Annotated in this window: 23 protein-coding genes and 1 other RNA gene; 15 read left to right on the forward strand and 9 right to left on the reverse strand. The window is 42.4% G+C overall.

Features of this window, described 5'->3' with window-relative positions; genetic code table 11:
- The first annotated feature begins 82 nt into the window (after positions 1-82).
- From MF4642_RS12195 to MF4642_RS12210, 4 genes are all read left to right on the forward strand, one after another.
- A complete protein-coding gene (locus MF4642_RS12195; RefSeq protein ID WP_004984292.1) occupies positions 83-931 on the forward strand; it encodes a class II glutamine amidotransferase in 849 nt (282 codons plus the stop codon).
- Between the two features lie 274 nt (positions 932-1,205).
- A complete protein-coding gene (locus MF4642_RS12200; RefSeq protein ID WP_005400160.1) occupies positions 1,206-1,661 on the forward strand; it encodes a bacteriohemerythrin in 456 nt (151 codons plus the stop codon).
- Between the two features lie 142 nt (positions 1,662-1,803).
- Positions 1,804-2,886, forward strand: a complete 1,083-nt coding sequence (locus tag MF4642_RS12205) for a hypothetical protein (protein ID WP_078426399.1) — start codon at positions 1,804-1,806, stop codon at positions 2,884-2,886.
- Positions 2,886-3,209 (forward strand): RnfH family protein, encoded by a 324-nt coding sequence (locus MF4642_RS12210; RefSeq protein WP_010326018.1) that lies wholly within the window; start codon positions 2,886-2,888, stop codon positions 3,207-3,209. The genes MF4642_RS12205 and MF4642_RS12210 overlap by 1 nt, the downstream gene beginning before the upstream one ends.
- A 46-nt stretch (positions 3,210-3,255) precedes the next feature.
- Here the strand turns inward: MF4642_RS12210 and MF4642_RS12215 are convergent, their stop codons facing one another.
- On the reverse strand, positions 3,256-3,654 hold the full coding sequence (locus MF4642_RS12215; RefSeq protein WP_004694868.1) for an outer membrane protein assembly factor BamE: 399 nt from the start codon (positions 3,652-3,654) through the stop codon (positions 3,256-3,258).
- Between the two features lie 112 nt (positions 3,655-3,766).
- Between MF4642_RS12215 and fur the strand changes: the two genes are divergently transcribed.
- Positions 3,767-4,204, forward strand: coding sequence for a ferric iron uptake transcriptional regulator (gene fur, locus MF4642_RS12220; protein ID WP_004694866.1), 438 nt, complete (start codon positions 3,767-3,769; stop codon positions 4,202-4,204).
- 59 nt (positions 4,205-4,263) lie between these two features.
- Here fur and MF4642_RS12225 read toward each other — a convergent pair whose 3' ends face one another.
- Together MF4642_RS12225 and MF4642_RS12230 are read right to left on the reverse strand one after the other, a co-directional pair.
- Entirely contained in the window at positions 4,264-5,385 is a 1,122-nt protein-coding gene (locus tag MF4642_RS12225; RefSeq protein WP_010326019.1) for a PilT/PilU family type 4a pilus ATPase, read from the reverse strand.
- A 26-nt stretch (positions 5,386-5,411) separates the two neighbouring features.
- Positions 5,412-6,449, reverse strand: a complete 1,038-nt coding sequence (locus tag MF4642_RS12230) for a type IV pilus twitching motility protein PilT (RefSeq protein WP_004694862.1) — start codon at positions 6,447-6,449, stop codon at positions 5,412-5,414.
- A gap of 122 nt (positions 6,450-6,571) precedes the next feature.
- Between MF4642_RS12230 and MF4642_RS12235 the strand changes: the two genes are divergently transcribed.
- The gene (locus tag MF4642_RS12235; RefSeq protein WP_078426387.1) at positions 6,572-7,261 is read left to right on the forward strand and encodes a YggS family pyridoxal phosphate-dependent enzyme; all 690 of its coding nucleotides are present in this window, start codon (positions 6,572-6,574) and stop codon (positions 7,259-7,261) included.
- Positions 7,262-7,451: 190 nt separating this feature from the next.
- The gene (locus tag MF4642_RS12240) at positions 7,452-8,186 is read left to right on the forward strand and encodes a hypothetical protein (protein ID WP_078426388.1); all 735 of its coding nucleotides are present in this window, start codon (positions 7,452-7,454) and stop codon (positions 8,184-8,186) included.
- 115 nt (positions 8,187-8,301) lie between these two features.
- Here MF4642_RS12240 and MF4642_RS12245 read toward each other — a convergent pair whose 3' ends face one another.
- Positions 8,302-11,898: an AAA family ATPase gene (locus MF4642_RS12245; RefSeq protein ID WP_078426389.1), complete on the reverse strand. Its 3,597-nt coding sequence runs from the start codon at positions 11,896-11,898 to the stop codon at positions 8,302-8,304.
- A gap of 9 nt (positions 11,899-11,907) precedes the next feature.
- Entirely contained in the window at positions 11,908-13,161 is a 1,254-nt protein-coding gene (locus MF4642_RS12250) for an exonuclease SbcCD subunit D (RefSeq protein ID WP_078426390.1), read from the reverse strand.
- Between the two features lie 397 nt (positions 13,162-13,558).
- Here MF4642_RS12250 and MF4642_RS12255 point away from each other — a divergent pair, with 397 nt between their 5' ends.
- From MF4642_RS12255 to MF4642_RS12265, 3 genes are all read left to right on the forward strand, one after another.
- The gene (locus MF4642_RS12255; protein ID WP_078426391.1) at positions 13,559-14,536 is read left to right on the forward strand and encodes a GGDEF domain-containing protein; all 978 of its coding nucleotides are present in this window, start codon (positions 13,559-13,561) and stop codon (positions 14,534-14,536) included.
- A 334-nt stretch (positions 14,537-14,870) separates the two neighbouring features.
- Positions 14,871-15,317: an ABZJ_00895 family protein gene (locus MF4642_RS12260; protein ID WP_078426392.1), complete on the forward strand. Its 447-nt coding sequence runs from the start codon at positions 14,871-14,873 to the stop codon at positions 15,315-15,317.
- A 59-nt stretch (positions 15,318-15,376) separates the two neighbouring features.
- The gene (locus MF4642_RS12265) at positions 15,377-16,297 is read left to right on the forward strand and encodes a TIGR01777 family oxidoreductase (RefSeq protein WP_078426393.1); all 921 of its coding nucleotides are present in this window, start codon (positions 15,377-15,379) and stop codon (positions 16,295-16,297) included.
- Between the two features lie 7 nt (positions 16,298-16,304).
- Here the strand turns inward: MF4642_RS12265 and thiO are convergent, their stop codons facing one another.
- Both thiO and hemB read right to left on the reverse strand, forming a co-directional pair.
- A complete protein-coding gene (gene thiO, locus MF4642_RS12270; protein WP_078426394.1) occupies positions 16,305-17,414 on the reverse strand; it encodes a glycine oxidase ThiO in 1,110 nt (369 codons plus the stop codon).
- A gap of 27 nt (positions 17,415-17,441) precedes the next feature.
- Positions 17,442-18,455, reverse strand: coding sequence for a porphobilinogen synthase (gene hemB / locus MF4642_RS12275; protein ID WP_078426395.1), 1,014 nt, complete (start codon positions 18,453-18,455; stop codon positions 17,442-17,444).
- Between the two features lie 108 nt (positions 18,456-18,563).
- Between hemB and MF4642_RS12280 the strand changes: the two genes are divergently transcribed.
- From MF4642_RS12280 to MF4642_RS12290, 3 genes are all read left to right on the forward strand, one after another.
- On the forward strand, positions 18,564-19,061 hold the full coding sequence (locus MF4642_RS12280; protein ID WP_078426396.1) for a thioesterase family protein: 498 nt from the start codon (positions 18,564-18,566) through the stop codon (positions 19,059-19,061).
- Positions 19,062-19,308: 247 nt separating this feature from the next.
- Complete coding sequence (locus MF4642_RS12285; RefSeq protein ID WP_078426397.1) at positions 19,309-20,460, forward strand: efflux RND transporter periplasmic adaptor subunit; 1,152 nt, start codon at positions 19,309-19,311, stop codon at positions 20,458-20,460.
- Between the two features lie 6 nt (positions 20,461-20,466).
- Complete coding sequence (locus MF4642_RS12290; RefSeq protein WP_004984332.1) at positions 20,467-21,996, forward strand: DHA2 family efflux MFS transporter permease subunit; 1,530 nt, start codon at positions 20,467-20,469, stop codon at positions 21,994-21,996.
- Between the two features lie 96 nt (positions 21,997-22,092).
- On the opposite strand, the gene glpK is transcribed toward MF4642_RS12290, so the two are convergent.
- Positions 22,093-23,577: a glycerol kinase GlpK gene (gene glpK, locus MF4642_RS12295; RefSeq protein ID WP_078426398.1), complete on the reverse strand. Its 1,485-nt coding sequence runs from the start codon at positions 23,575-23,577 to the stop codon at positions 22,093-22,095.
- Positions 23,578-23,707: 130 nt separating this feature from the next.
- Here glpK and ssrA point away from each other — a divergent pair.
- Both ssrA and MF4642_RS12305 read left to right on the forward strand, forming a co-directional pair.
- Positions 23,708-24,066: a transfer-messenger RNA gene (gene ssrA / locus MF4642_RS12300) on the forward strand.
- A gap of 182 nt (positions 24,067-24,248) precedes the next feature.
- Positions 24,249-25,385: a tyrosine-type recombinase/integrase gene (locus MF4642_RS12305; RefSeq protein ID WP_078426400.1), complete on the forward strand. Its 1,137-nt coding sequence runs from the start codon at positions 24,249-24,251 to the stop codon at positions 25,383-25,385.
- A gap of 478 nt (positions 25,386-25,863) precedes the next feature.
- Here MF4642_RS12305 and MF4642_RS17380 read toward each other — a convergent pair.
- A partial coding sequence (locus MF4642_RS17380; RefSeq protein WP_413772799.1) for an IS3 family transposase occupies positions 25,864-25,978 on the reverse strand: 115 nt, incomplete at its 5' end.

The raw sequence follows: 25,978 nt of genomic DNA on the forward strand, positions 1-25,978 counted from the left end.
AAGCATTGTGAATTGCAAGCCAGTCAGGACTCATGCACAATAAAACCATCATAAATAAATATGTTTAAATAAGATCAAGATTATGTGCCAACTGCTCGGAATGAACTGTGCAACACCGACTGATATTACCTTTTCATTTCGAGGCTTTTCACAGCGCGCGGGGATTACTTCAGACCACTGTGACGGTTTCGGGATTGCTTTTTTTGAGGATAAAGCCTGCCGTTTATTCGTTGACAATCAATCTGCAGTTGAGTCCCCGATTGCTGAATTAATTCGTAATTATCCAATCAAATCACGCAATGTGATTGCACATATCCGCAAAGCGACACAGGGAAAAATTAACTTAGAAAACTCACATCCATTTAGCCGTGAGTTATGGGGACGACAGTGGATTTTTGCGCATAATGGCGATTTGCATGACTTTGATCCTGTACTTTCAGGACGCTTTACCCCAGTGGGCAATACCGACAGTGAACGTGCATTTTGCTATTTACTGGACCAACTGGTGAATAAATTTGGCTATACCGAGCCAAGTCTAGATCAAGTTTTTGATTTATTAACTGATGTTTCTCCACGGATTGCGGAGCATGGCACGTTCAATTTCTGTTTATCAAATGGGCAGGCCCTGTTTAGTTATGCCATTACCAAACTGCATTGGTTGGTGCGTGAGTACCCATTTAAACCTGCGCAGCTGATCGATATTGATGTTGAAGTTGATTTTAGCCAAGTCACTACTGCAGACGATCGCGTGGCCGTGATTACTACCGAACCGTTGACTCAAAATGAAGCGTGGACGGCATTTTCACCCGGTGAAATGATTTTATTTCAATATGGCAAAGCAATCCGCCACCAAATGACCCATGTGGAACGTTTAATCCGAGAAGCTAAAGATCCGTCTTTAAAACGCGTTACTAAAGCAGATCAATATTAATTTATTTCAAAATGATTGGAATATAAAAGCATGTTGATAATAAAATAAAACATGCTTTTATTTTGGTACTTACTTATAAAATAATAAAATTGATTAAATAATAACTGATTCTTTTGGTCGGGTTTAAATTTATTTACTTATTTAAAATAAATACTTAAGTTTAATTTAATGAAAATAATATAAAACCAACCAATTTGATTCACTTTTATTTTTAATTCTAATCGATATGATTAATTCATGTAATTAATCTATTAATTTTTATTGGGTGGTCGGAATGATAATGAAGTGGGTTCCAGAATATAATACTGGTATCGATGTGATTGACGATCAACACCGTCGTATTCTCGATTATATCAATGAAATTGATGCGATTGATGTCAATACTGACCGTGAACGCGTGAAACAGATTTTAGAAAATATTATTGATTACACACAGTCTCACTTCACTTTTGAAGAGTCTCTCCAAGAAGAGGCGGGTTATAAATATCGTGTACCACACAAACGCGTACATGATTTATTTATTAAAAAAATTGAATCTTATCGTGACCGTTTTGAGTTGGGTCATTCAATCGAAGCTGAACTGCATGAAGTGTTGTCTAAATGGCTGATTAACCATATCCAGCACGATGATGCAGATTATGTCGGTGCCGTAAAAGAAAATATGATGGGCATTATCAAAGAAAAAGAAAAGAAAAAAGGGAAAAACTGGTTTGCTCGTTTCTTTTCATAAGTGAGTCAAACGAGGGATAAAAACAATAAATTTTAATTATATTTAGCGCAGCAAATCATCAGTTTTGATGGTTTGCTTTTTGTTTTTGATTTTCATAAGCGAGCAAGGCAAAATAGCGCAAGACTTATTGAAGGAACGCATCATGCAAGACAATGCTCTGTCACGATGGTTATCGCCGCTGATGGCATTTTGTTTATCATTTATTATCATTGCCACACTTGCACCCTTGGTGGGAATTCAGGTTGAACGTCAGCTCGACTTTTGGTTACTTTGGTTAGTGACCATGGTGATCTTGGCTTTACCTCTATGTTACTTAGAAATTGCCTTAGCCAAGCGTTCAAAAACCACGGCATTGAATGCTTTGTCGAGTTTAACGCGTGATGCCGATGCTTCACAGACGTGGCGTCTTGTGGGATGGCTTGCTGTCGTCTTTATTCCTTTTTTAGCGGGCGGCATGTTGTCTAATGCTGCACAACTATTAAATCAATATGCACTGGCCGATATGACATCGTCTGTGATCTTTATTGCTTTGGCTGTGGTTGCCATTGCGTTGTCTTTTGCCCCACGTCTGCTGACCTTAGCGTTAACGGCGGTCGGTGTGCTGATCTCCTTAGTGCTTGCAAACCTCTCTGGTACAGGAACCGCTGAGTGGCAAGTGACGCCGGTTGAATTTTCAGAATGGGGCAGTGCAACGGTATTGGCTTTGGTGGCAAGCGGTTTAGGACTCGGCCTGTACTGGCAGAACAGTTTGGCACAAGTTCAACAGCAAGATGCTGCAAGCAAGACTGTTTTACCGATTTGGATTGCACAAATTTTGGCGGTGGTTGCTTTTGCATTTTTTGCAGTCCAAGCGGCATTACCTGCGTATGCGATTGCTTTAACTGCGGTTGCAGCGGCAGCCGTGCTGTTACAGATGGCACGTGAGCAGTTGGCACAGCGCCAATTAAATATTGTGATTCAGTGGCTCGTGCTGCTGGCTGCAACGTTGGTGTGGTTGATTCCAGCCACTGGCCCGATTTTTAACATCTTACTGATGCTGTGGGGCTTAGTGATTTGTTTGATTTATGCCATTTTTGCTGGTTGGATTATGAAAATTAGCCATTTACGTAAGTCGATGAACTTTAGTAATGAAGCTTTTTATAATATTTGGCGCATTGCCGTGCGTGTGGTATTACCTGTTTCTATCGTATTGGCAATTGTAGCCGTACTTGGAAAACTGATTTAATGCGCATGCTTCAACAAGTCTGGGTTGCTTATGCAACAGCAGACCAGCAGTTTCATATTAGTGTGCCGTTTTCTGAGGGAATGACGGCACAAGATGCGATTCAACTGAGTGGTATAGGCTCGCAGGTTGAATTGCCTGAGCCTTTACAATTGGGCATCTTTGGTGTCCGATTGAAAGACCTTCAACAGGTTTTACAGGCAGGGGATCGTGTTGAAATTTATCGCCCTTTGAGCATTAATCCTAAAGATATTCGAAGGATACGTGCACAAAATAATCCTGTGGGTCGCTTTGCAAAAGGCAATCGCTTAAAACAATCGAAATGATATGAAAAACCCCTCAGTTGAGGGGTTTCTTTTTTAGAATAAGGCTTTATAGTGGGGGCGCGTTTAGAATCGCTTCTTTCGATGCTGGTAAGCCCGGCTGAGATGCAGGAATGGTTTCTAAGCCTTCAATTTTTTGCACAATACCGTTTGGGTCGAAATAGACTTTCAGGTGTTGACCTTGTGCAGCAGGAATCTTGGCTTTTTTAGCATACGTTCCTGGGGTATAATTGTAGATGTAGTCCCAACGTAGCGGATTCATTGGATCTGAAACTGTCGGGCTGCCAAGCAAAAAGCGAACTTGTTGATGGCTCATGCCAACTTGTATTTTTGACGCTTGTGCTTGAGTTAATGGCGTACCTTGAGGAATATCAACTTTATAAACGCCCAAGGTCGAACAGCCTGCGAGCAGTGAAGTGACGAATAACGCCAACATGATTTTTTGCATTTTGCTACACTATCCCAAATTAATTATGATGCAATTGAGCCACGGATAGATCATACTGCATCTACACTTTGTTGCATATTCTAACTTTAAATTTGTTGAGAGACCTTTTTACATGCCAATTTCAAATCAAGATCTACGCAAAGCTGGACTTAAAGTTACACTTCCACGAATTAAAATATTAGAACTATTAGAAAATTCAAAGCAACACCATTTAAGTGCGGAAGATATTTATAAGACTTTACTTGAACAAGGTGAAGATGTCGGTTTAGCAACTGTTTACCGCGTGTTAACGCAGTTTGAAGCAGCGGGCATTATTCAGCGCCATCACTTTGAAAATAACCATTCTGTTTTCGAAATCATGCAAGACGATCACCATGATCATATCGTTTGTCAAAACTGCAACAAAGTGGTTGAATTTAGCAACGAAGTGATTGAGCATGAGCAGCATGAAGTTGCTGAAAAGCATGGCTTTACTTTAACAGGTCACTCACTCAATCTATACGGTTATTGTGATGCTGCAGAGTGCCAAGAAGCACTTCGTAAAAAGTAATAACTTAGATCTAAAAAAGGGCTTCATGAGAAGCCCTTTTTTATTGTTTAAAGAAATTCTTAAGCTTGGCCGTCAAACGTGATGTTTGCACTGGCATGCAATAGACGATCACCGCCTTCTTCAGACAACTTGATTTGTAAGCGTAAGTCGTTCGGAGAGTCGGCGTGTTTCAGCGCATCTTTATAGGTAATCTGCTTAGCTTTGTACAAATCGAATAAGGCTTGGTCAAAGGTTTGCATACCGAGTTCACGAGAACGTTTCATCAGGTCTTTAATTTCGTGGATTTCACCTTTACGGATCAAATCGGAAATTAACGGTGAGTTAATCAAAATCTCAATTGCAGCGCGACGAGAATTACCGTCTGGTGTTGGAATCAACTGCTGAGCAACCATCGCTTTAAGGTTTAAAGACAAGTCCATAAACAATTGGCTATGACGGTCTGCTTCAAAGAAGTGAATAATACGGTCAATGGCTTGGTTGGCGTTGTTGGCGTGCAGCGTTGCAAATACCAAGTGACCTGTTTCAGCAAAGGCAATCGCATAATCCATGGTTTCACGGGAACGAATCTCACCAATCAGGATCACATCGGGTGCCTGACGTAAGGTGTTTTTCAGCGCGATTTCAAAAGAGTCTGTATCAATGCCCACTTCACGCTGGGTAATGATACAGCCTGCATGCTCATGAATAAATTCAATCGGGTCTTCAATGGTAATGATATGACCTTTTGAGTTTTGGTTACGGTAACCAATGATCGAAGCCAAAGAGGTCGATTTACCCGTACCTGTTGCACCCACAAAGATGATGATGCCACGTTTGGTCATGGCCAACTCTTTAAGCACAGGCGGAAGTTTTAACTCGTCCATGGTTGGGATTTGCGTCTCAATCCGACGCAAAACCATACCTGGCATATCACGCTGTTGAAATGCACTGACACGAAAACGTGCAGTTTTATCCCGATTCATAATCGCGAAGTTGCACTCACGTGTATCTGCAAATTCTTTACGCTGTTTTTCACTCATAATCGAGTTGAGCAGTTGCCCCGCGACATCACCCGTCAGCTTACCCTTAGCCACAGGCACAATTTGACCGTTAATTTTCATGGAAGGTTCAACATCAGCGGTGATAAATAAATCCGACGCTTTTTGTTGAATCATATAATTGAGTAAGTCGTTAAAGTCCATATCTATACCCCAAATCCATTGTTTTCTTATAAGAAGGTTTCAGGTTGCTTGGCAGCTGTACGCGCGGTCTGCGGACTGATCACTCCTTTGGTGACCAAGTTTTTCAGACTTTGATCCAATGTGGTCATACCGTAGTTTGCACCAGTCTGAATAGCAGAATACATCTGAGCCACTTTGTTTTCACGAATTAAGTTACGAATGGCAGGAATACCAATCATGATTTCATGCGCGGCAACACGGCCACCGCCATTTTTCTTGAGTAAGGTTTGAGAAATCACGGCTTGTAGCGATTCAGATAACATGGCACGAACCATGTCTTTTTCTTCAGCAGGGAATACGTCAATCACACGGTCAATAGTTTTTGCCGCAGAGGTGGTATGTAGTGTACCGAAGACCAAGTGACCCGTTTCTGCTGCTGTGAGCGCCAAACGAATAGTTTCAAGGTCACGCATCTCACCCACGAGGATAATATCGGGGTCTTCACGTAGTGCTGAACGCAGTGCTTCGTTAAAACCATGTGTATCACGGTGCACTTCACGTTGGTTGATTAAACATTTTTTTGACTGGTGTACAAATTCGATTGGGTCTTCAACCGTTAAGATATGGTCATAGCGGTTATCGTTAATATAATCGATCATTGCCGCCAAAGTGGTAGATTTACCAGAACCAGTAGGTCCCGTCACTAAAACCAAACCACGTGGCAATTCACACAACTCTTTAAAGGTTTGTCCTAAACCTAAGTCTTCCATAGTCAGGACTTTAGACGGAATGGTACGGAATACTGCACCTGCACCGCGGTTTTGGTTGAATGCGTTCACACGAAAACGAGCAATACTTGGAACTTCAAAAGAAAAGTCCGTTTCTAATTTTTCTTCGAAATCACGACGTTGTTTGTCATTCATGATGTCATAGACCAGTTTATGCACTTCTTTGTGTTCTAAAGCTGGTAAATTGATACGACGAACTTCACCATCGACACGAATCATCGGTGGCATACCTGCAGATAAGTGTAAATCTGATGCCCCGTTCTTAGCCGAAAAGGCTAGTAATTCTGTGATATCCATTATTTCCCCGAGTTCATTTAAATGCTAATTATTTTGATAGAATAATAAGGCTTTCAATCAACTTAACCAACAGTTTGTTGAAAGGCAAAGCAAAAAAGATGACCGAAATGAGACCCTCGTCAATGAATATCTTGCAAAATTCACGTCAACACGTGTTATCCCAAATTCAACAGGCCTGCGAAATTTCAGGTCGTGACGTGGAGTCTGTAGAACTTTTGGCGGTTTCTAAAACACATCCGAGTGAAGTGTTACGAGACATGTACGCTTGTGGTCAACGCGCCTTTGGTGAGAACTATCTACAAGAGGCTTTGCAAAAGATAGAAGCGCTACAGGATTTAGAGATTGAATGGCATTTTATTGGGCATGTACAACGCAATAAAACCAAACATTTGGCTGAAAAATTTGCATGGGTGCATGGGGTTGATCGTTTAATTATTGCAGAGCGTTTATCCGCGCAGCGTCTGACAACACAACCACCATTAAATCTTTGTCTACAGATCAATATCGATGCTCAAGACAGCAAAGATGGCTGCCAACCTGATGAAGTTGCTGAGTTGGTAAAAAGTATCAGTCAGTTGCCTAACATCAAACTGCGTGGGTTGATGGTGATTCCGGCGCCGAACAATACCCAAGCCTTTAAGGCCGCGAAAGTGTTATTTGACCAAGTGAAAGAGTTGCATGTTCACCCTGAAGATTGGGATACCTTAAGCATGGGCATGTCTGGCGATATGGTCGATGCGATTGCAGCTGGGTCGACTATGGTTCGCGTTGGAACTGCCTTGTTCGGAGCGAGAGATTATTCACAGCATTAGGTCAAAATAGAGCTTCTTGAGCTTAAAGGCAGTGAGAAGCGCTTAACTTACAATTATATAAAACTAATAGGCTGCTGAAAAAATAGGCTTAATTTAAACTCATGAATTGAATCGTCTACAAATTGGACTGATTAACGATGAAAAATGATTTCCTGACAACGATAAAAATTGCATTTAGGATGAAGCCAAAATGAAAAAACTCTATTTATTTATCTCCCTGCTTTTGAGTTTATTTGTAGCAGCTTGTAGTAGCACAAATACCAAAATGAGTGAGATGAGTGCGGAATCTACGGTTCAGAATGCTCACGTCGCTAAAAGTGAAAAATTAGGCACCAAGTGGGGCGATGAGATTAGCTCAAACGTCACGGAAGTCAATTTAAAGCGGTTATCCAGCAGCCCAATAGCTGAATCACAAGTTCGCTATGCCAGCAAAAAATACGTGGGGAAAGCCGTGAACAGTCTGTCATTGGCCGCTGGAAAAATCAGTTTTTCGATTGTAGATGATGCTCAGCGTCCACTGCCTTTATTTCGAGATGGTCAGCAGTATTATTTATCTGGCAAAGATGGACAAAGTTATCAACTCAAATACCAGAACCATAGCAATAGCACGTTTGAAGTGGTTGCCAGTGTGGATGGTTTAGATGTTATTGATGGACGTGCAGCATCACGTACTAATTCAGGTTATGTGCTTCGTCCACAGGGGGAGTTGATTATTGAAGGCTTCCGTAAGAGTGACTCTGCGGTGGCATCTTTTACCTTTAGTCGACCTGAAGATGCCTATGCTGCAAACTCAGATCATGGTTCCATCCAAAATACAGGTGTGATAGGTACCGTGATCTACCCGCTACAGTCTGTGGCGACTACAGACAAAGCCGCAGATGCATCTAAATATGCACCTCCACCAAAAGCATTCCCAGCGGATTAAAGCATTCGTTTGGATCTCACAGGGAGCATTTACATCAAGTAGGATGCTCCCTTTATTTCTAACCGAGAGGTGGTGTCTTAAAACAAATCAAACTTTGACTTTCAAAAATCTGAAATTATCCCACCACCTCAATGGTACTGGCACCTGCGCCCAAAGCTTTGACTTGGATTTGCACAGGAATACGCTCATGCATTTCTTGGATGTGTGAAATCAGCACCACCTTACGTCCTTGATTTTGCAGTTGATCGAGAGCATTCATGACCATGTGCAGGGACGATGCATCCAAAGTCCCAAAGCCTTCATCAATAAATAGAGATTCGATTTTCATTGAGCCTGAGGCCATATTGGCAATGGCAAGAGATAGGGCAAGGGCAGTCAGGAAAGACTCGCCCCCAGAAAGTGATGCAACGGAGCGGATCTCTCCATCCATATCATGATCAATAATAGCCAGACTCAGCGAATGCTCTAAACGCTTTAAGGTATAACGCTGTGAGAGTTGGTTGAGCTGTTGGTTGGCATGCTCCAGTAAAATATCGAGATTATATTGCTGCGCATAATCACGGAATTTTTTGCCAGTGGCATCTCCCATCAGACCTGAAATTTTCCCCCAACGGTGTTCTTCCTGTTGTATGGCTTGAATCTGATCTGAAAATTGCTTTTGTTTCGCGATATTTTGCTGATGCAACTCAAGTTTGAGTTTGAGCTGATCGCGTATTTCAAGTTGTGTTTGCAGTGCTGTTTGATGCTCCTGCATTTGCTGTTGTAACTGTGCTGGGTCAATTTCAGGTTGATGGCCCAGATGTTCACTCAACTGCTCTTGCATGGTTTTCAATGCAGCATGTGCTTCATTTACTAGGCGTTCTGCATGCTGTAATTTCTGACGGATGTGTTGTTCCTGAGCCGAGCTAATTTGAGCCAGTGCATCTAAATCAGGCTTATGGAAATCAGGGTGCGCATTGAGCCAGTGTTGAAGGGTATTTTCTACTTGATTGGCACTGGTCTGATTCTGCTGCAACTGTGCTTTAAGCTGTTCTAGCTGATTTTTTTTCTGTTCGAATTGATGGCGCAATTGCTCAAAATGCTGTTTCAGCTGTTGATAATGGCTTTGCGTCTGCTGGCGATGTTGATCGTGCTGGATGAGCCACTCATTGGCTTTGATGTCAGTTAAGCCAGTCATTTGTTGGATCAATTGATTGGCTATTTCTGTATTTTGCTGTCCTTTTCGTTTGATTTCATTGAGCTGCTCGTTGGTTTCAGTGATGTGCCTACTGGTATTTTCGATATTCAGTTGATTGGTCTTGAACTGTTGCGTGGTTTGTTCGTATTGCTGACGCCATTGTTCCAGCTGTTCCAGTTGTTGTGAACGGGTATTTAGGCGTATCAAGATTTGCTGAGCGGTTTGGGTGGTCTGCTGTTGCCAAGCTGTTTCTTCAGCCTCAGATAAACACTGCACGATATGCTGAACTTGGTTGTGTAAACCGTTCGCTGTTTGTAGTAAATATTCAATCTGTTGAATATTTTGGATGCATTGTTGCTGGATTTTAATATTGTGTTGGAATTGTTCAGACTGTTGTTTGAGTTGTTGCAAATCCAACTGATATTGCTGAGCCATTTGCATGAATAGACTCTTCAATTCTGATGCCGTTAGGGTGAAGTCGAGCGCCATATTTGCCGTTTGACTGTGCTCGATTAACACGTGTTGCAAAGTACTAATTTTTTCAGAAAGTTGCTGAATTAAAGTTTGCCGTTGTTCTATTGCAGTATTCAGTTTAGTCAGCTGCTGCTGGGCGTATTGCCAGCCATCAAAGCAATTTTGTTCTTTCAGTGTTGCCTGTTGCTCCTGCTGTTGTTGAAGCTCAAACAGGGCCTTGGAGAGCGCAGTATCTTCCACTTTATAAGGATGTGAGGTACTGCCACAGACTAAACAGGGTTCGCCGTCTTGGAGTGCCGAGCGTAAATCTTCGATATTTTTAGCATGTAAAAGTCGTTGCTGTTGCAACACCTGTTGTAGCTGGATGCGTTCACTTTTGGCAGATTGAAAGGCTTGTTCTGCTTGTCGGCTATTGTGCTGCACGGCTTGAAGCTGTGTATTGGCATTGTCGAGCAGTACTTGCTGTTCTGTAGATTCAGCTTGTAGGTCAAAAAACTGCTGAATTTTCTGCTGAATCAGCTCGAATTGACTGAGCTGATTAATTTTCAACTCACGTTGTTGTTGTGTCTGCGCAATTTTGACTTCAAGTTGTTCGATCGTCCCGAACTGTTGAATCGACTGCTGTAATTGTTGTTTTTCTGATGCTAGCCGATGTTCCGCTTGAGCACGAGGCCCGAGTTGATGTTCAATTTTTTGATATTGATGAATGAACTGTTCTAGCTGTTGAGTATGGGCGCTGAGACCTTTGTCTAAGTTTACAAACTGTTGTGAGCTTTCCAGTTGCTGCTTACACTCGGTTTGCTGTCGATCAATATGTTGAATCAGCTGTTCAAGCTTTTGTTGTTGCTGGTTTAGGGGCAGCTTAGACTGCTCTAAAGCCTGCAATTTTTCCTGAACTTTCTTAAACTCAGCCCCAATGAAATCACGTTCTTGAATACATCTACGCACCTCATTTAATGCAGCATGATGGGTACTTTCAAACTGTTGTAGTTTATTCACTGCCATTTCAGCTTGCGTAAATTGGACTTTTTCACTTTCAAATTTAAGTTGTAAATGATCGAACAGTTGTTGCTGTTGTTGAATACGGGGCGTCAGTTGCTGCACAGTTTGCTGTAACTGTTGTTGTTGGAATACCACAGCACGAATTTCTGAAAAGATCTCCAAACGAGCCAAATGTTCGCGCTCAGGAGTTAAATCTTGTTGTAACTTGCTTTGTGTATCGAAGAGTTGTTGTTTGCTAATGATTTCACTGTCGAGTTTATGTTTGCGCTCAAACCATTGTTGTTGTTTTTCTAGTTGCGACTTTTGAGCTTCAAGCTGTTTATAATTCCTGTCACACTGTTGAAACTCTGTCGATAATGCAGTGACTTGTTCATCACTTAATAGTTCAATATGACCCAGTACATTTTCGAGTTCTTTGCGCTGCGTGGCGACGGATTTGGTTTTCTCATAAGCCAGTTGACCAATTTTCCCAAAAATAGCGGAATTGGTTAGATATTCCAGCAATTCGCCGCGTTCATTGTCCCGTGCTTTTAAAAAAACGGTGACCTCAGATTGGGCCAATAAAACGGCACGAGTAAATTGTTCAAAACTGAGCTGTGTGATGCGTTTGATATTATCATCGACGGCTTTGGCTTTATCCGCAACCACAACACCATCGGTGACACATTTTAAAGAACGTTGCACACTTTGTAGTTTGCCATCGGCTTTTTCACGCGAACGTTTTAATTCCCAACGCGCGATATAGCGCTTTTGGTCTTGTGCAATAAAGCAAAGCTCGGCATAACCATGTGCAGTGCCACGACGCAGAACGGTCAATGGGGAGTTGGTGAGCAGCTCTGAGCCATCGACATCTTGAAGTTTCCCATCACTGTCTTTTAACCGTGGAATACGGTTAAATAGGGCCAAACACATGGCATCTAAAATGGTGGATTTACCTGCGCCTGTTTTCCCTACAATGGCAATCAGACCTGCACTGGCTAAGGGATCACTTTCAAAATCAATCAGATGTTCCCCAGAAAGTGAAGCAAGGTTCTTAATTCGAATCGATAAAATATTCATACTAAACCTTTAAGCCTCTTGTTCATCTGCAAGGGATTGTTCTGCTTCACGCATTAAGCTCATGAAATCGTTTAACACTTCTGCATCATTGTGATAACCCTGTTTTTCCCAAATTTGCTGAAACAGTTTTTCTGGTGTAGGTGGCTCTAAACTCACTTTAGTGGGTGCATTGGGGTCTTGCTCAGTCGCTAAATATTGACGTGAAATACGGACTAAACGATAACGGTCTTTGGGTAGAGCCTCTTCGAATTGTTGTCTTAAATTGGGCTGCGGTGGAACAGCAGTATGGTATTCAATATCAACATATTCACGTTGATCAAGGTCTTGGATAGCGCCTTGAGGCAATGCTTGCAGTTTCTCCAATACCTCATTGAGTTCACCGCGTATTTTATGCAGTTGAATACTTCGTGGTATTACTAAAACATTCAATTGAAAACGGGATGAATCGTTTTGTGTGGGATCAAGTGTCACTTCAACAACTTGATGCTTATAGTTAATTTCACTAAAAGATAGTGGAATTGGGGAGCCACTATAGCGAATATGCTCTTCACCGACTTTTTGCGGTTTATGCAAATGCCCGAGTGCCACATAGTCAATGATTTCATCAAATAATGTCGTGGAGAGTGCTTCTTCATTACCAATTACAATAGGACGCTCAGAGTCAGAGGTTTCGCCGCCTTGCATATGTGCATGAGACATTAAAATCAGGGCTTGCTCTGCTGTTTTGCGGGCTTTGGCCTCGGCAATCAGTTGTTGATGCAAATAGGCAATTGCGTTTTGGCTATTGGTGGTGTGTTCATTAAAGCCTGTAATTTCAGCAGGACGTAAAAAGGGCAGGCTCAGACACCATGCCACAGTATTTTGTTGCTCATCTAAAATTGGCACCAATAAGTGCTCAAGATCGATCTGCTGTTGACTATTTTTATGAATCACTCCCACCGCTTTGGAATTGTATTTGGCCAATAACGGTTCAACTTGTTCAATGCGGTAGCCTGAGTCGTGGTTGCCTGCAATCATCAGGGTTTGCATATGCGGTGCACGTGCATGCGCATCTGCTAAGAACTGATAGAGTTGCTTTTGTGCGGACGATGCAGGGTTGATGACATCGAAAATGTCTCCTGCAATCAAAAGCGCATGCGGCTGTCTTGCACTGATTTGTTCCAGTAACCATGCTAAAAACTGTTCATGTTCATACTGACGGGAATGGTTATAAAAAAACTGTCCCAAATGCCAATCAGATGTATGAAAAAAACGAACAGCCATAGATACCCCAAGCTCAAAGCGCAATAGAGCTATAAGCTAACATAAATCAAAATTATTCGATGGATAATTGTCGCTACGACGACAATCTCTGACCTGACAGTTGAGTGCCTATTGTTAAGTTAAATTGCACAGAAAAATTAGTGAGTGATTATGTGAAAAAGAAAGTGATGGGTTTATTTGATTAACACTATAGTAAAAAGATAAATTTTGATTAAAAAATGTTCTTTTAATGGGGTATTATGTAAATCTATGAAATTGTATATCGTGTCATAGCCATAAAGGAAATGTGCAGCTCGTTCACGGATTCAATTTTGAGACTTTATAAGAATGATTTATGCAGAATGTCTAAAAAATAAGTCATGTATTGAGTAGGACAGGGTATAAGGAGAACATAACTATGTCTGATTCTATTTTCAGTTCGCCTCGTATTGTTAATGATCTGGTGTATAAGACGCTGATTGAATCAACACTTGCTATTCCTTGGAGTATTGATTGGGGTACCAAAAAGTTTAGTTATATTGGCCCACAAATTGAAAAAGTGCTGGGTTGGAAGCAAGACTCGTGGAGAACAGTCGAAGATTGGGCGATGCGAATGCATGAAAATGATCGTGCATGGGTGGTTGATTTTTGTGTGGCGCAGTCGATTTCTGGGGTTGATCATGAGGCGGATTATCGCGCACTGACCATAAATGGAGAATATATTTGGATTCGCGATGTGGTCCATGTAGTGCGCAAACCCAATGGGGAAGTCGATAGTTTGGTTGGATTTATGTTCGATATTTCGGAGCGTAAAAAACAGGAACAAGAGTTAGAAATACTGAAAAAACAACTGGAAGAATATTCGTATCAAGACGGTCTGACGGAGATTGCCAACCGTCGCTTCTTTGAAGATAGCTACCAACGTGAGTGGCTCAATGCACAGCGTGAACAGCAACCACTGACCATCATGTTATTAGACATCGATTATTTTAAACAATACAACGATCATAATGGTCATCTTCTCGGTGATGCTTGTCTGAAACAAATTGCACAAATACTGAAAAAAAGTGTCTCAAGACCACGTGATTTGGTCGCACGTTTTGGCGGGGAAGAGTTTATTTTGATATTGCCTGATACAACACAAGCGTCTGCAATTGAAGTGGTGGAGCGTATTTTACAGAGTATCCGTACCGCTGATATTTGCCATAGTACATCACCATTGGATCAGCGTTTATCGGTCAGTTTAGGGGTGAAGACCATTATCCCAACGCAAAAAAATGACAAAATGGCCTTTTTAAAAGAGGTCGATCAGAATCTCTATTTGGCCAAAGAGCGGGGACGTAATGGTTATGTCATTCAGGATGCAGAAGACGTCCAGCACTTAAACTCATATTAACTTTTAAGGGCTTCTTCATCTATTGAGGTGGGGGAGCACTGAAAAATCAGTCCTCAAAAAAATAAAGACCGACGATTCGAGTGATGATGAAATCGTCGGTCAAAGAAAACTGCTTCACGCTTAAATGTCGGCTGCTGACAACATTTAAATTTGGAGCCAATCTTATTGCTCTAGGAAAGGTCACCGTACGTATTGTGGATGCCGGTACAATGTTGACGGTTGCTGCGACCTTGTATCCTATTTAACGCACATCAACTTCGATTGGTTGACATGAAAATGAAAAAAAACTGAATTTTTTTTATAATGATTTTTTGGTTGGGTTTAAAGTAGCGCTATGATTTCGCTAACACGATATTTTCTCTGGTTTTTTTTCATATGTTTTGTCTTTAGTTGTGTCTGTGGTGTACTCGCTGCTCTACTTCCGACAGGGATGGGAGCAGTATTAACGGCTGTACCTTATTTGGTGGCCATGATTTGGGTTTTACTTAAATTTATTAAGCAGCAGCGCCGTGCGCCAACCCAAGCAGAGCGGAAGAAATTCACTTTAGGTTTTAGTCTGATTTTTTGGAGCTATAACTTTGCCTTTTTGATGTTGGGGGTATTTATCTTTGCGCAGGGAGATGCTGAAGTTTGGCAAAACTTTATGCTCTACGTCCAACAACCGCAATTTATCAGTATGGTGGTGATTCTGATTTTATTGATCGCGATTCCCCTGTATCTGCTGACGTACTGGTTTTATGGCAAACAAGCAGAGCGTATGGCAGCAAAAATAATCGATTAATCGTAAAGCTTTCTTCTAAATGCTATAGTTTGAGCAAAAGCATCATTTGAGATCACGCTATGCAAAAAGAACGTGTATTGGTGACAGGAGCAAGTGGTTTTATTGGTTCAAACTTGCTCGATTATTTATTAGAAAAAGATTATGAAGTGATCGGCTTAAGTCGACAGAAAAATTTGCCTAAAATTCACCCACATTTAACTTGGATTCGAGCTTTAGAAGAACTCAAGCATGATCGCATTGATTATGTGGTGAATTTGGCTGGGGAAAGTATTGCTCAGGGGCGTTGGACAGATGCCCGCAAACAAAAGCTGATCGCCAGTCGCGTTGAAATGACGACGATGCTCTATCAATATCTCGCTAAAAGAAAGATTAAACCGAAATGTATTATTTCAGGTTCAGCGGTGGGCTATTATGGTATCGATCCGACTGAACAATGGACAGAGTGTTGTAATGAGCAGTCAGCGCCGCAGTCTATTTTTATGTCAGAGTTGTGTCAAAAATGGGAACAATCTGCACGGCAAGACACATCGCAAAATACCAAAATTATCCGTTTAGGTGTGGTCTTTGGACGTGGGGCCGGCATTTTGCCGCAAATGTTGTTTCCGATCAAAATGAACTTATGTGGACGTATTGGTTCGGGGCGACAACCTGTGGTGTGGGTGCATATTCAAGACGTGCTGCGAGCGATTGAGTTTTTAATGTTGCATGAAACGACTGAGCAAGTCTTTAATGTCGTCAGTCCAGAAAAAGTCACTCAGTCAGCATTTGCACAAACCGCAGCGCAAATTCTGAAACGTAGACCATTACTTTCTTTACCAACTTTTGTGCTGAAGTTACTTTTAGGCGAGCAGTCTCAACTGGTGTTGAATGGTCAATTTGTTCGCCCCGAAGCATTGAAAGCACAGGGGTTTGAGTTTAAATATCCCACTTTAAAAGAAGCCTTGATCCACATTATTCAACCGCAAAATTTACCCAAATAGCGTTTGATCAAGCAAAGCTTACTAAACGCTCAGGGCTATAGGCACTGGCGTCAACCGTTAAGTTTTGGCCTAACATCAATTCGCGTAGCAGTCGTGCAGATGCAGGCCCCATACATAGACCATTTCTATAGTGACCGAAATTTGCCCAGAGATTGGCTGTTTCGGGGAATGCTCCGATATAAGGAACACCCGTGGGTGAACTTGGGCGTAGACCTGCCCAATGCTTCACAATTGGGAAATCGGCTAGCTCAGGTACCATATCCAAACATGCTTTATAAATATTTTGCTGGGTTTGTAGAGAAGGGCGTTGGTCAAAACCGACATCCGCCATGCTTGAACCACAAACGATATGACCATCTAAACGTGGAATCAGATACATAACCTGATTCATACACATGGTTGGTAGCCAGTTTTCAGGGGTTTTAAACAGTAACATTTGCCCTTGTACGGGATTCACAGGAATGCTGCATTGGAGTTGTTCGGACCAGTGCTGTGACCATGCGCCTGTTGCAATCACCACATGATCTGCATGGTAGCTTTGTCCATCGGCAGTTTTTATCCCTTGAACTTGCTGATTGAGCATGTCAAAGGTATGTACCCACGCTTGTTCATGAAAGGTGACTTGTGGCTGCCGTTTGAGGTATTCCACAATTGACTTGAGCAGTCGCGGATTACGGACATTGGCCAATTGTGGAAAATGGATGGCTTGTTGAAAGCGCGAGGAAATGCGCGGATTGACCTGTTCCAGTTGCTCACGTTGCAAAAGCTCACAATGCTGCATCGGTTCTTGGTGTTGATCTTTATAATTTAGGCCAAGCTCAAAATCAGCTTCATCAAAAATCAGCATACCTGTTTCATGGATTTCAAAATCAATCCCCGAAACTGGACTAATTTTTTCATTCCATGCTTGATACATGCTTTTGCCATATTTGGCGAGGTCATTGACACTTTGTGGATAGCGCCATGGGTACATCGGGGAAAGAATTCCTCCGCCTGCCCATGAAGCCGCTTGTCCCGCTTGCTGTTGGTCAAAAATCTCAACCGAACAACCATGTTCAATCAGCTCAAGCGCTGTCAGTAAACCACTGATTCCTGCGCCAATGATGGCAATATGCATTGAAATTCAATCCTTTTAAACGCGCTGTTATTTCATGTCTTTTAGTTTCAGTGCCGCTTCTTCTGCAAAATAGGTCCAGATGCCATCTGCACCCGCGCGGCGGCAGCTCATCAGTGATTCAATAATCACGCTGTCCGATAACCAGCCGTTTTGGATGGCCGCTGCGAGCATGGCATATTCGCCACTGACTTGGTAAACGAAAGTCGGCACACCGAAGTTGTCTTTGACTTCGCGGACAATGTCCAAATATGGCATACCCGGTTTCACAATCACCATGTCAGCCCCTTCTTGAATATCAAGGGCAATTTCATGTAATGCTTCTGCGCGGTTGCCGACATCCATTTGATAGTTATATTTGTTGCCACCTTTAAGATTGCTGGATGAACCGACTGCATCACGGAAAGGGCCATAGAAGCTTGACGCGTATTTTGCTGAATAGGCCATGATTGAAGTGTAGATATGACCATTGGCTTCAAAGGCTTGACGAATCGCACCGATACGACCATCCATCATGTCACTTGGCGCAAAAATATCTGCTCCAGCTTCAGCATGGCTTAATCCTTGTTTGATGAGTGCTTCAACAGTTTCGTCATTGAGTACATAACCCGTGTCATCAATAATGCCGTCTTGCCCATGTGTGGTATACGGGTCAAGTGCACCATCGGTAATCAGTACCATTTCAGGTAATTCTTTTTTCAGCAGACGTAGCGTGTTTTGAACCACACCATCTTCACGCCATGCTGCTTCGGCACTTAAGCTTTTATCTTCTTGGGGAGTTACAGGAAATAGCGCCAGTTTCGATACGCCAAGTTCAAGTAAACGTTCTGCTTTTTTTAAGAGTAAGTCCGCAGATAGACGCTGCACCTTCGGCATACTGGGGATGTCTTGCATCTGGTTCTGTCCTGGCAGGACAAAGACTGGATAGATAAGATGATCTGTCGTTAAATGGGTCTCGCGAACCATAGAGCGCAGATGTTCATTTTTACGAATACGGCGCATGCGAGTAGCGGGGAAGGCGGGACGATTGAACGTATAGGTCATACAAATCTCGATAATCGGTATTAAACTAGGTCAGTATTGTAGACCTATCTTATGGCTTTGGGCACATATTGACGGGTTTTTATTGTTTTGAGAGTGAAGCAGAGTGTTATGAGTAGTGGTGAAAGAAGCTGGACGGGCAGCATACACTTAGGAGCAAAAGTGGATATTGATGTGGTTTTTGAGCAGTTGGTTAAGGCTTTTAATGCGTCGCCATTTTTTAAGCACAACACCATGACTATGCGAGTCGTTGACGGGCAAATTGAAGCCTATATCGATATGCAAGATTACTTAATTGGCAATGTTGCGTTCCAAATTTTACACGGGGGCGTGGCTGCAACGGTTTTGGACAGTATTGGTGGCATTGTAGCGATGGGGGAACTGTATAAAAAAGCGGAACCTGACACGATTGCGGACACCATTAAAAAAGTATCCCGTTTAGCTACAGTGGATATGCGGGTCGATTATCTCGCGCCGGGACGGGGAAAGTACTTTATTGCCCGTGCTGAAACCCTAAGATTAGGGCGTAAAGGCTGTACCATGCGCATGACCATGGTCAATGATGAAGGTAAATCGATTGCAACGGCAATTGCTTCTTATGCCTATTAGTTTTAAATTAATTAAGTATTTAATATTCAAGTGAAATTTATAGCATCTAATAGGAAGTTGGATGCTAAAAACTAAAATAGACTGAGCAGTTACAATTTATTTTCTCAAAATGTGATTATTTGCTCTTAGAATGCATCAAATTTTATTGTGACTTTCTCATCGACACCAATGCAGACAATACTTGTCTGATGTCCCTTTCGCAGGGATGATGCCGGCTGACCAAGTCTGTTAGATTTAGGAAAAATCAATGACAGATGCCTCAAATACACTGCCAGATACTGATCCAGCCGATCAAATCAATGATCAAGCACTGAAAGCTAAACGTAAGAAAAGCTTAGGTTTCGTGGCTGTGATCCTGATCATTGCTGCCATCTTATTCTTGATTTGGAAACTGTTCTTTAACCATTCGGTTTCAACGGATAATGCTTATGTGGGCGCAGAAACGGCCTCGATTACCTCTATGGTGACAGGCCAAGTTGAAAAAGTGTTGGTCAGTGACACGCAAACTGTAAAGCAAGGCGATGTGTTGGTTTTGGTCGATCATCGTGATGCCGAAATTGCTGTAGCCCAAGCTCAAGCCGAACTACTTAAAGCACAGCGCCAGTATAAACAAAGCGCGGCCAACAGCAGTTCTTTAAACTCGCAAGTCTTTGTAAGTGATGAGGCTATTCACAGTGCTGAAGCACAAGTGGCTAAAGCCAAAGCAGAGTTGGATAAAGCGCAAGATGACTTGAATCGTCGTCAGCAGTTGAGTGCGACAGGCGCGATTTCTAAAGAAGAATTAAGCACGGCACAAGCTGCTTTAAATAATGCGCAAGCAGGCTATAACTTGGCGCAAGCGGGTTTGGCGCAGGCTAAATCCAGTCAGAAAGCTGCACAAAGCAATTTGGCTGCAAATGAAGCCTTAATTCAAGGCAGCAATGAAAATTCGACCCCCGATGTTTTGGTTGCTCAAGCAAAACTAAAACAAGCTTTACTTGATTTAGAGCGTACTGAAATTAAAGCACCATTTGATGGGGTGGTGACGAGCCGAAAAATTCAAGTTGGACAGCGTGTCGCACCGGGTTCGGTGCTCATGGTGGTGGTGCCAATTTCACAGTTATATGTCGACGCGAACTTTAAAGAAAGCCAGCTTGAAAATGTACGCCCCGGTCAAAAGGCCGTTTTAACCTCAGACCTCTATGGCGACTCAGTTGAGTTCCATGGCACGGTCTTGGGCTTTTCCGGTGGAACAGGTTCTGCCTTCGCGCTGATTCCTGCACAAAATGCTACCGGTAACTGGATTAAAGTGGTACAGCGTTTACCTGTGCGTATTCAACTCGACCCGAAAGAGTTGGCTGAACATCCTTTACGTGTTGGCTTGTCGATGGAAGCTCAAATCGATTTGAAATCGAAGTAGTTGCACATGAATAGCTATGTTCCCTATGGTGACTTAAAGGGTGGTCGCCTGATGTTGGCGGCCTTCGTCCTTGCATTGGCCAACTTTATGGTCGTGCTGGACATGACCATTGCCAATGTTTCTGTGCCTCATATTACGGGAAGCCTTGCAGTATCGAGTTCGCAAGGGACATGGGTGATTACCTCTTATGCCGTGGCTGAAGCGATTTGTGTCCCTTTAACAGGCTGGCTCGCAGGTCGTTTTGGTGGCGTGAGGGTTTTTACCTTAAGTCTGATTGGCTTCACCATATTTTCGGTACTGTGTGGTTTATCGACCAGCTTAGAAATGCTGGTTTTCTGCCGAATTGGTCAAGGTTTATTTGGTGGCCCGATCATGCCGCTCAGTCAGATGTTACTGATGCGGATTTTCCCTCCAGAAAAGCAATCCCAAGCGATGGGCATGTGGGCAATGACGACAGTGGTTGGCCCGATTCTTGGTCCAATTTTAGGGGGAACCATCAGTGACAACATGTCTTGGCATTGGATTTTCTTTATTAATATTCCTGTTGGGATCGCATGTGCTTTTGCAGCGATGCGTCTGCTTAAACCTGCGGAAACCGCAACGGCCAAACTCAAAATTGATCGCGGTGGATTGATCCTCCTGATTTTATGGATTGGGGCATTACAGCTCATGCTCGATCTGGGGCATGAACGTGATTGGTTTAATAGCCCTGCGATCGTGGTACTGGCTTTAACGGCTGTGATTGGCTTGGTGATTTTTACCATTTGGGAGCTGACCGAACGGCATCCAGTGGTGAATATCCAAATCTTTAGATACCGTAGTTTCACGATTTCTGTCTTGGCACTGGCCTTTGGCTTTGGCGCATTTTTTGGCAGTATTGTACTGATTCCGCAGTGGTTACAGATCAATTTGGGTTATACCGCAACTTGGGCTGGTTATTTAACCGCAACCATGGGTTTTGGTAGTTTAGCCATGTCACCCATTGTGGCGAAATTGGCAACCAAATATGACCAACGTGCACTGGCCAGTTTTGGTTTGAGCATCTTGGGCGGGGTGACTTTGATGCGTTCGTTCTGGACCACAGATGCTGACTTTTTTGCATTAGCACTTCCGCAAATCTTGCAGGGCTTTGCTGTACCATTTTTCTTTATCCCATTATCAAACATGGCACTGTCATCGGTATTACCACATGAAATGGCATCTGCCGCAGGTTTAATGAACTTCTTAAGAACCATGGCAGGGGCGATAGGCGCATCTATTGCTGTCACTATTTGGGACGACCATACTAAAGTTGCACGTAGTGAAATGGTCGGCAGTTTGCATACAGATCAAACTCAGTCGGTGCTGATGCAGCAGGGAATGAGCGCGGAAGGTGCATTAGGCTATATTTCTAGTTTGGTGGATAAAGAAGCGTTGACCTTGTCGGCAAACTATATTTTCCTGATCTTGGCCTTGGTGTTTCTATTTGCAGCATCCATTATTTGGCTCTGTCCTAAACCTAAAATAGGGGCAGGCGGTGGCGGACATGCGCATTAGGGTAATAAAAAACCGCTTTCTTGAAGCGGTTTTTTATTATGGATGTTATGTAGTTTTATGATGTTTTTGATATCTCAAAACAATAGAATTAAATAATCAAAGTTCTGACTTTGCGCGTCTTAAAGCGGATTGCCATTGTTGTAAGTGAAATTCACGTTGATCTGTGTTCATTTTGGGTTCAAAAGCACGTTCAAGCTGCCAAGACTGTGCAATTTCATCCAAACTTGAAAATACGCCACACCTTAAGCCTGCCATGGCCGCCGCACCCCATGCAGTCGACTCCTGCATCTTAGGGCGTAGTACAGGCACATTCAAAATATCGGCTTGAAACTGCATCAGCATATCATTTTGACTGGCGCCACCATCGACGCGGAGCTCTTTCAGCGGCTGCTGAATATCGGCTTGCATGGCGGTCAGTACATCAGAGACCTGAAAGGCAATGGATTCTAAGGCTGCACGAGCAATATGGGCTTTGTTGGTTCCACGTGACATTCCACATAAGAGGGCACGCGCTTCACTGTCCCAATGTGGTGCACCGAGTCCAGTAAATGCCGGAACCAGCATGACGCCATCGGTATCTTGAACTGTACAAGCTAATTTTTCAACATCGCTACTTTTTTGAATAATGCCTAAATTATCCCGTAACCACTGAACAATCGCACCTGCCATAAATACACTGCCTTCTAGGGCATAAGTGGTTTGATGTTGCGTTTTCCAACCCAGTGTCGAAAGCAGTTTGTTTTTACTGTATTGAACGGTCTCGCCTGTATTGAACAGCATAAAACAACCTGTGCCATAGGTGTTTTTTGCAGTCCCAATGTCAAAACAGGACTGTCCAAATAGTGCAGACTGCTGGTCGCCTAATATGCCTGTGATCGGAATATTGGCACCGAGCAAGCCTGCCGCGGTATCTGCGACGTAGGTATCTGAGTTGATGATTTTCGGCAGTAATGCAGACGGAATATTAAATAAATCTAATAGCTCTTCATCCCACTGCTGGGTACTTAAGTTCATGAGCATGGTGCGAGAAGCATTGCTGACTTCGATGACATGTTGAGCACCTTGGGTAAGATTCCAAATCAGCCAACTATCAATCGTGCCAAAGGCCACATGCCCCTGTTCAGCCAATCTGCGTAGACCATTGACATGCTCAAGTAACCAGACCAGTTTTCCTGCACTAAAGTAAGGGTCAATTCGGAGTCCAGTTTTGGATTGAATCTTATCTTTTAAGTTTTGCTGTAGGAGCTGATTACACCATTCAAATGCGCGACGGTCTTGCCAGATAATGGCTGGTGCAAGCGGCTGTCCTGTACGTTTATCCCATACGACAGTCGTTTCTCTTTGGTTAGTAAGACCAATTGCTTTGATGTCTTTGGCTAAAATACGAGCAGAAGCCAGAGCCTGCTGTACAACAGCAATTTGTGAGCTCCAAATCTCTTGGGCATCTTGTTCTACCCAGCCTGATTGGGGGGTATGTATACGTGTTTCGCGTTGCGCCGTTGCCTGAACTTGACCTTGTTCATTGAAAATAATGGCACGACTCGAAGTGGTTCCTTGGTCGAGTGCAAGTAAGTAGCTCATAAATTATTTTATTGTTGGACTTGAAAAGCAAAATATTAGCGCAATTATGTAATTAAGCGCATCAATATGTGTGTTTGTTTAGAAAATAGATCGTATTTTCTAGCAACTATGCTATGATTGCCGCTACTTTGGGGGTGTTTCTGGCTTCGACGCTGGTGATGAAACTCATAGATGCATGTCGAGAGCGCATTTTCTCTCGTAAATCAAATTTGCATTTTTTAGTCGCAAACGACGAATCATACGCTCTAGCTGCCTAAGGGCAGCTTGTCCGCCTCTCCGAATACTTGTGGTTAGAGAGTCCGACTGAAGCGCACGCACACAAGTCCGTATAAAACCAAGCCTCGGGGTTTTGTACTAAATTAAGAGGATCGCGATTTGTACCCTGTTCGTCGGGTCACAAAGAGTTAAAACAATAGACGATATCTAAGCATGTAGTATTCTCGAGCGTAGTGCTGGCGGACGCGGGTTCAACTCCCGCCACCTCCACCAAAATTCTTTCCGAAGTAATCCGTCGGAGTATAAAAAAGCCTTTAAACTCAATGTTTAAGGGCTTTTTTATTGGCTGTATTGTCCGATGCTGTCTTAAGCGATTTGACCCTATTTTTGCTTTGTGTGGGTAAAAATTGGCAAAATTTACCCAGAAATTAACACAACAAATTCTGGTTAAAGATATGTCACTCACAGATGCAGAATGTAGAAAAGCTCAACCGAAAGATAAGCAATATCGTCTATCAGATTCACATGGTTTATCGCTGATTATTACGACTAAAGGTCAGAAGTATTGGAATGTCCGCTATACCGTTCATGGGCAGCGTCAATCTGAGTCACTAGGACCATACCCAGAACTTAGTTTGAAAAAAGCTAGAGAAATGGCTTATGAACTTAAGTATAAACATTCAAAATCAGTACTTCATGAGGACATAAAGCCTTTCTTTAAAGAAGTAGCTGAAGATTGGTTTGAGAATCAGAAAGAAACGTGGTCCCCGAAGCACATTAGCAATGTCAGAGCATCTCTAGATGAATTGTATCTTTCATTAGAAAATAAGCGTATTAATCAGATTCAAGCACCAGAAATTTTACAGATCATAAAAAAGATTGAGGCAAGAGGCTCACTTGAAGTAGCCAAACGTACCTTATCTCGCTGTGGCATGGTCATGAAGTACGCTATTGCACACGGCTATCGCTACGATAATCCTGCAGGTGATTTGGTCTATGCACTAAAAAATAAGCGTGTGAAAAATTTAGCATCATTACCTGCTTCAGATATGCCTGAATTTCTAAGAAAAGTTAGAGCTTATCCAAGTGATGCTCAGACACATCATGCCATCATTTTAATTATGCTGACTGGTGTTAGAGTCAGTGAGTTACTACAAGCACGTTGGGATGAATTTGATTTGGAAGGGCGTAAGTGGGATATTCCTGAAGACCGCATGAAGAACCGATTGCCACATCGTGTGCCATTGACGGACATGATGATTGAGGAACTGAAAGCTTTAAGACTTACTCATAATCAGGAACTGCTATTTCCACATCGTTTAAATAATAAAGAACCTATGCGTAGTGAATCGATCTTAGCTGTGATTAAGCGTTCAGGTTATGCAGGACGAATGACTACACATGGATTTAGATCGCTATTTAGTACAGTCGTAAATGAGTCTAATTTGTTTAATCCTGACGCGATTGAGCGTCAGCTTGCCCATGTCCCTCAAAATAGAATTCGATCAGCCTATAACCGTGCACAATATTGGGATGAACGTATAAAAATTATGGAGTGGTATGGGGAACAAGTAAGAAAGTGGTGTTTTTAATAAGGATGAAATGCATGTAGAGACTCTCTTTGAACATAAAAGTCTCTACATATTTTGAAAATTTTACCAAATTAAATATACACTTAATATTTACTATTCTCTTTCTCGTCACACATTTCCTTAAGAAACATTTGGTGGATGAGTTGCTCTAACATCTCAGATTCTGACAGTTTTTTGAAAGCTGATAGTTCTTCAAGTTCTGCCTTGGCCTTCTTTGTTAGAGGTAGATGGTGAGGTTTTCTTACTTTATCTCTGTCTCTAAATTTTTTTTGACTCCATGCCTTATTAAGTTTATTGATTGTATTTTCATGGAGGATATAATCATAGAAGCATAAATAATCAAGATATGTTGTTATTAACAGTTGGTAATGGTTTTTATTTGTCGGTATGTAATTTATATATTTAAAAAAACAATCAACTCTTTTTAAATATAAGTATGTGAACCGTACCGGGTTTGTCGGAGGCTTTTTTATTTAAGTTAGGCCACCTGACCTAACGGGTTAATCTTATCATAGTACATTGCTTCAAACTCAAAAGGCGATACATAACCCAGTGCACTGTGTACACGCTTTTTATTGAACCAATATACCCAG

Origin of the sequence: Acinetobacter sp. MF4642, assembly GCF_002018925.1 — a bacterium.
GTDB classification, from domain to species: Bacteria; Pseudomonadota; Gammaproteobacteria; order Pseudomonadales; family Moraxellaceae; genus Acinetobacter; species Acinetobacter johnsonii.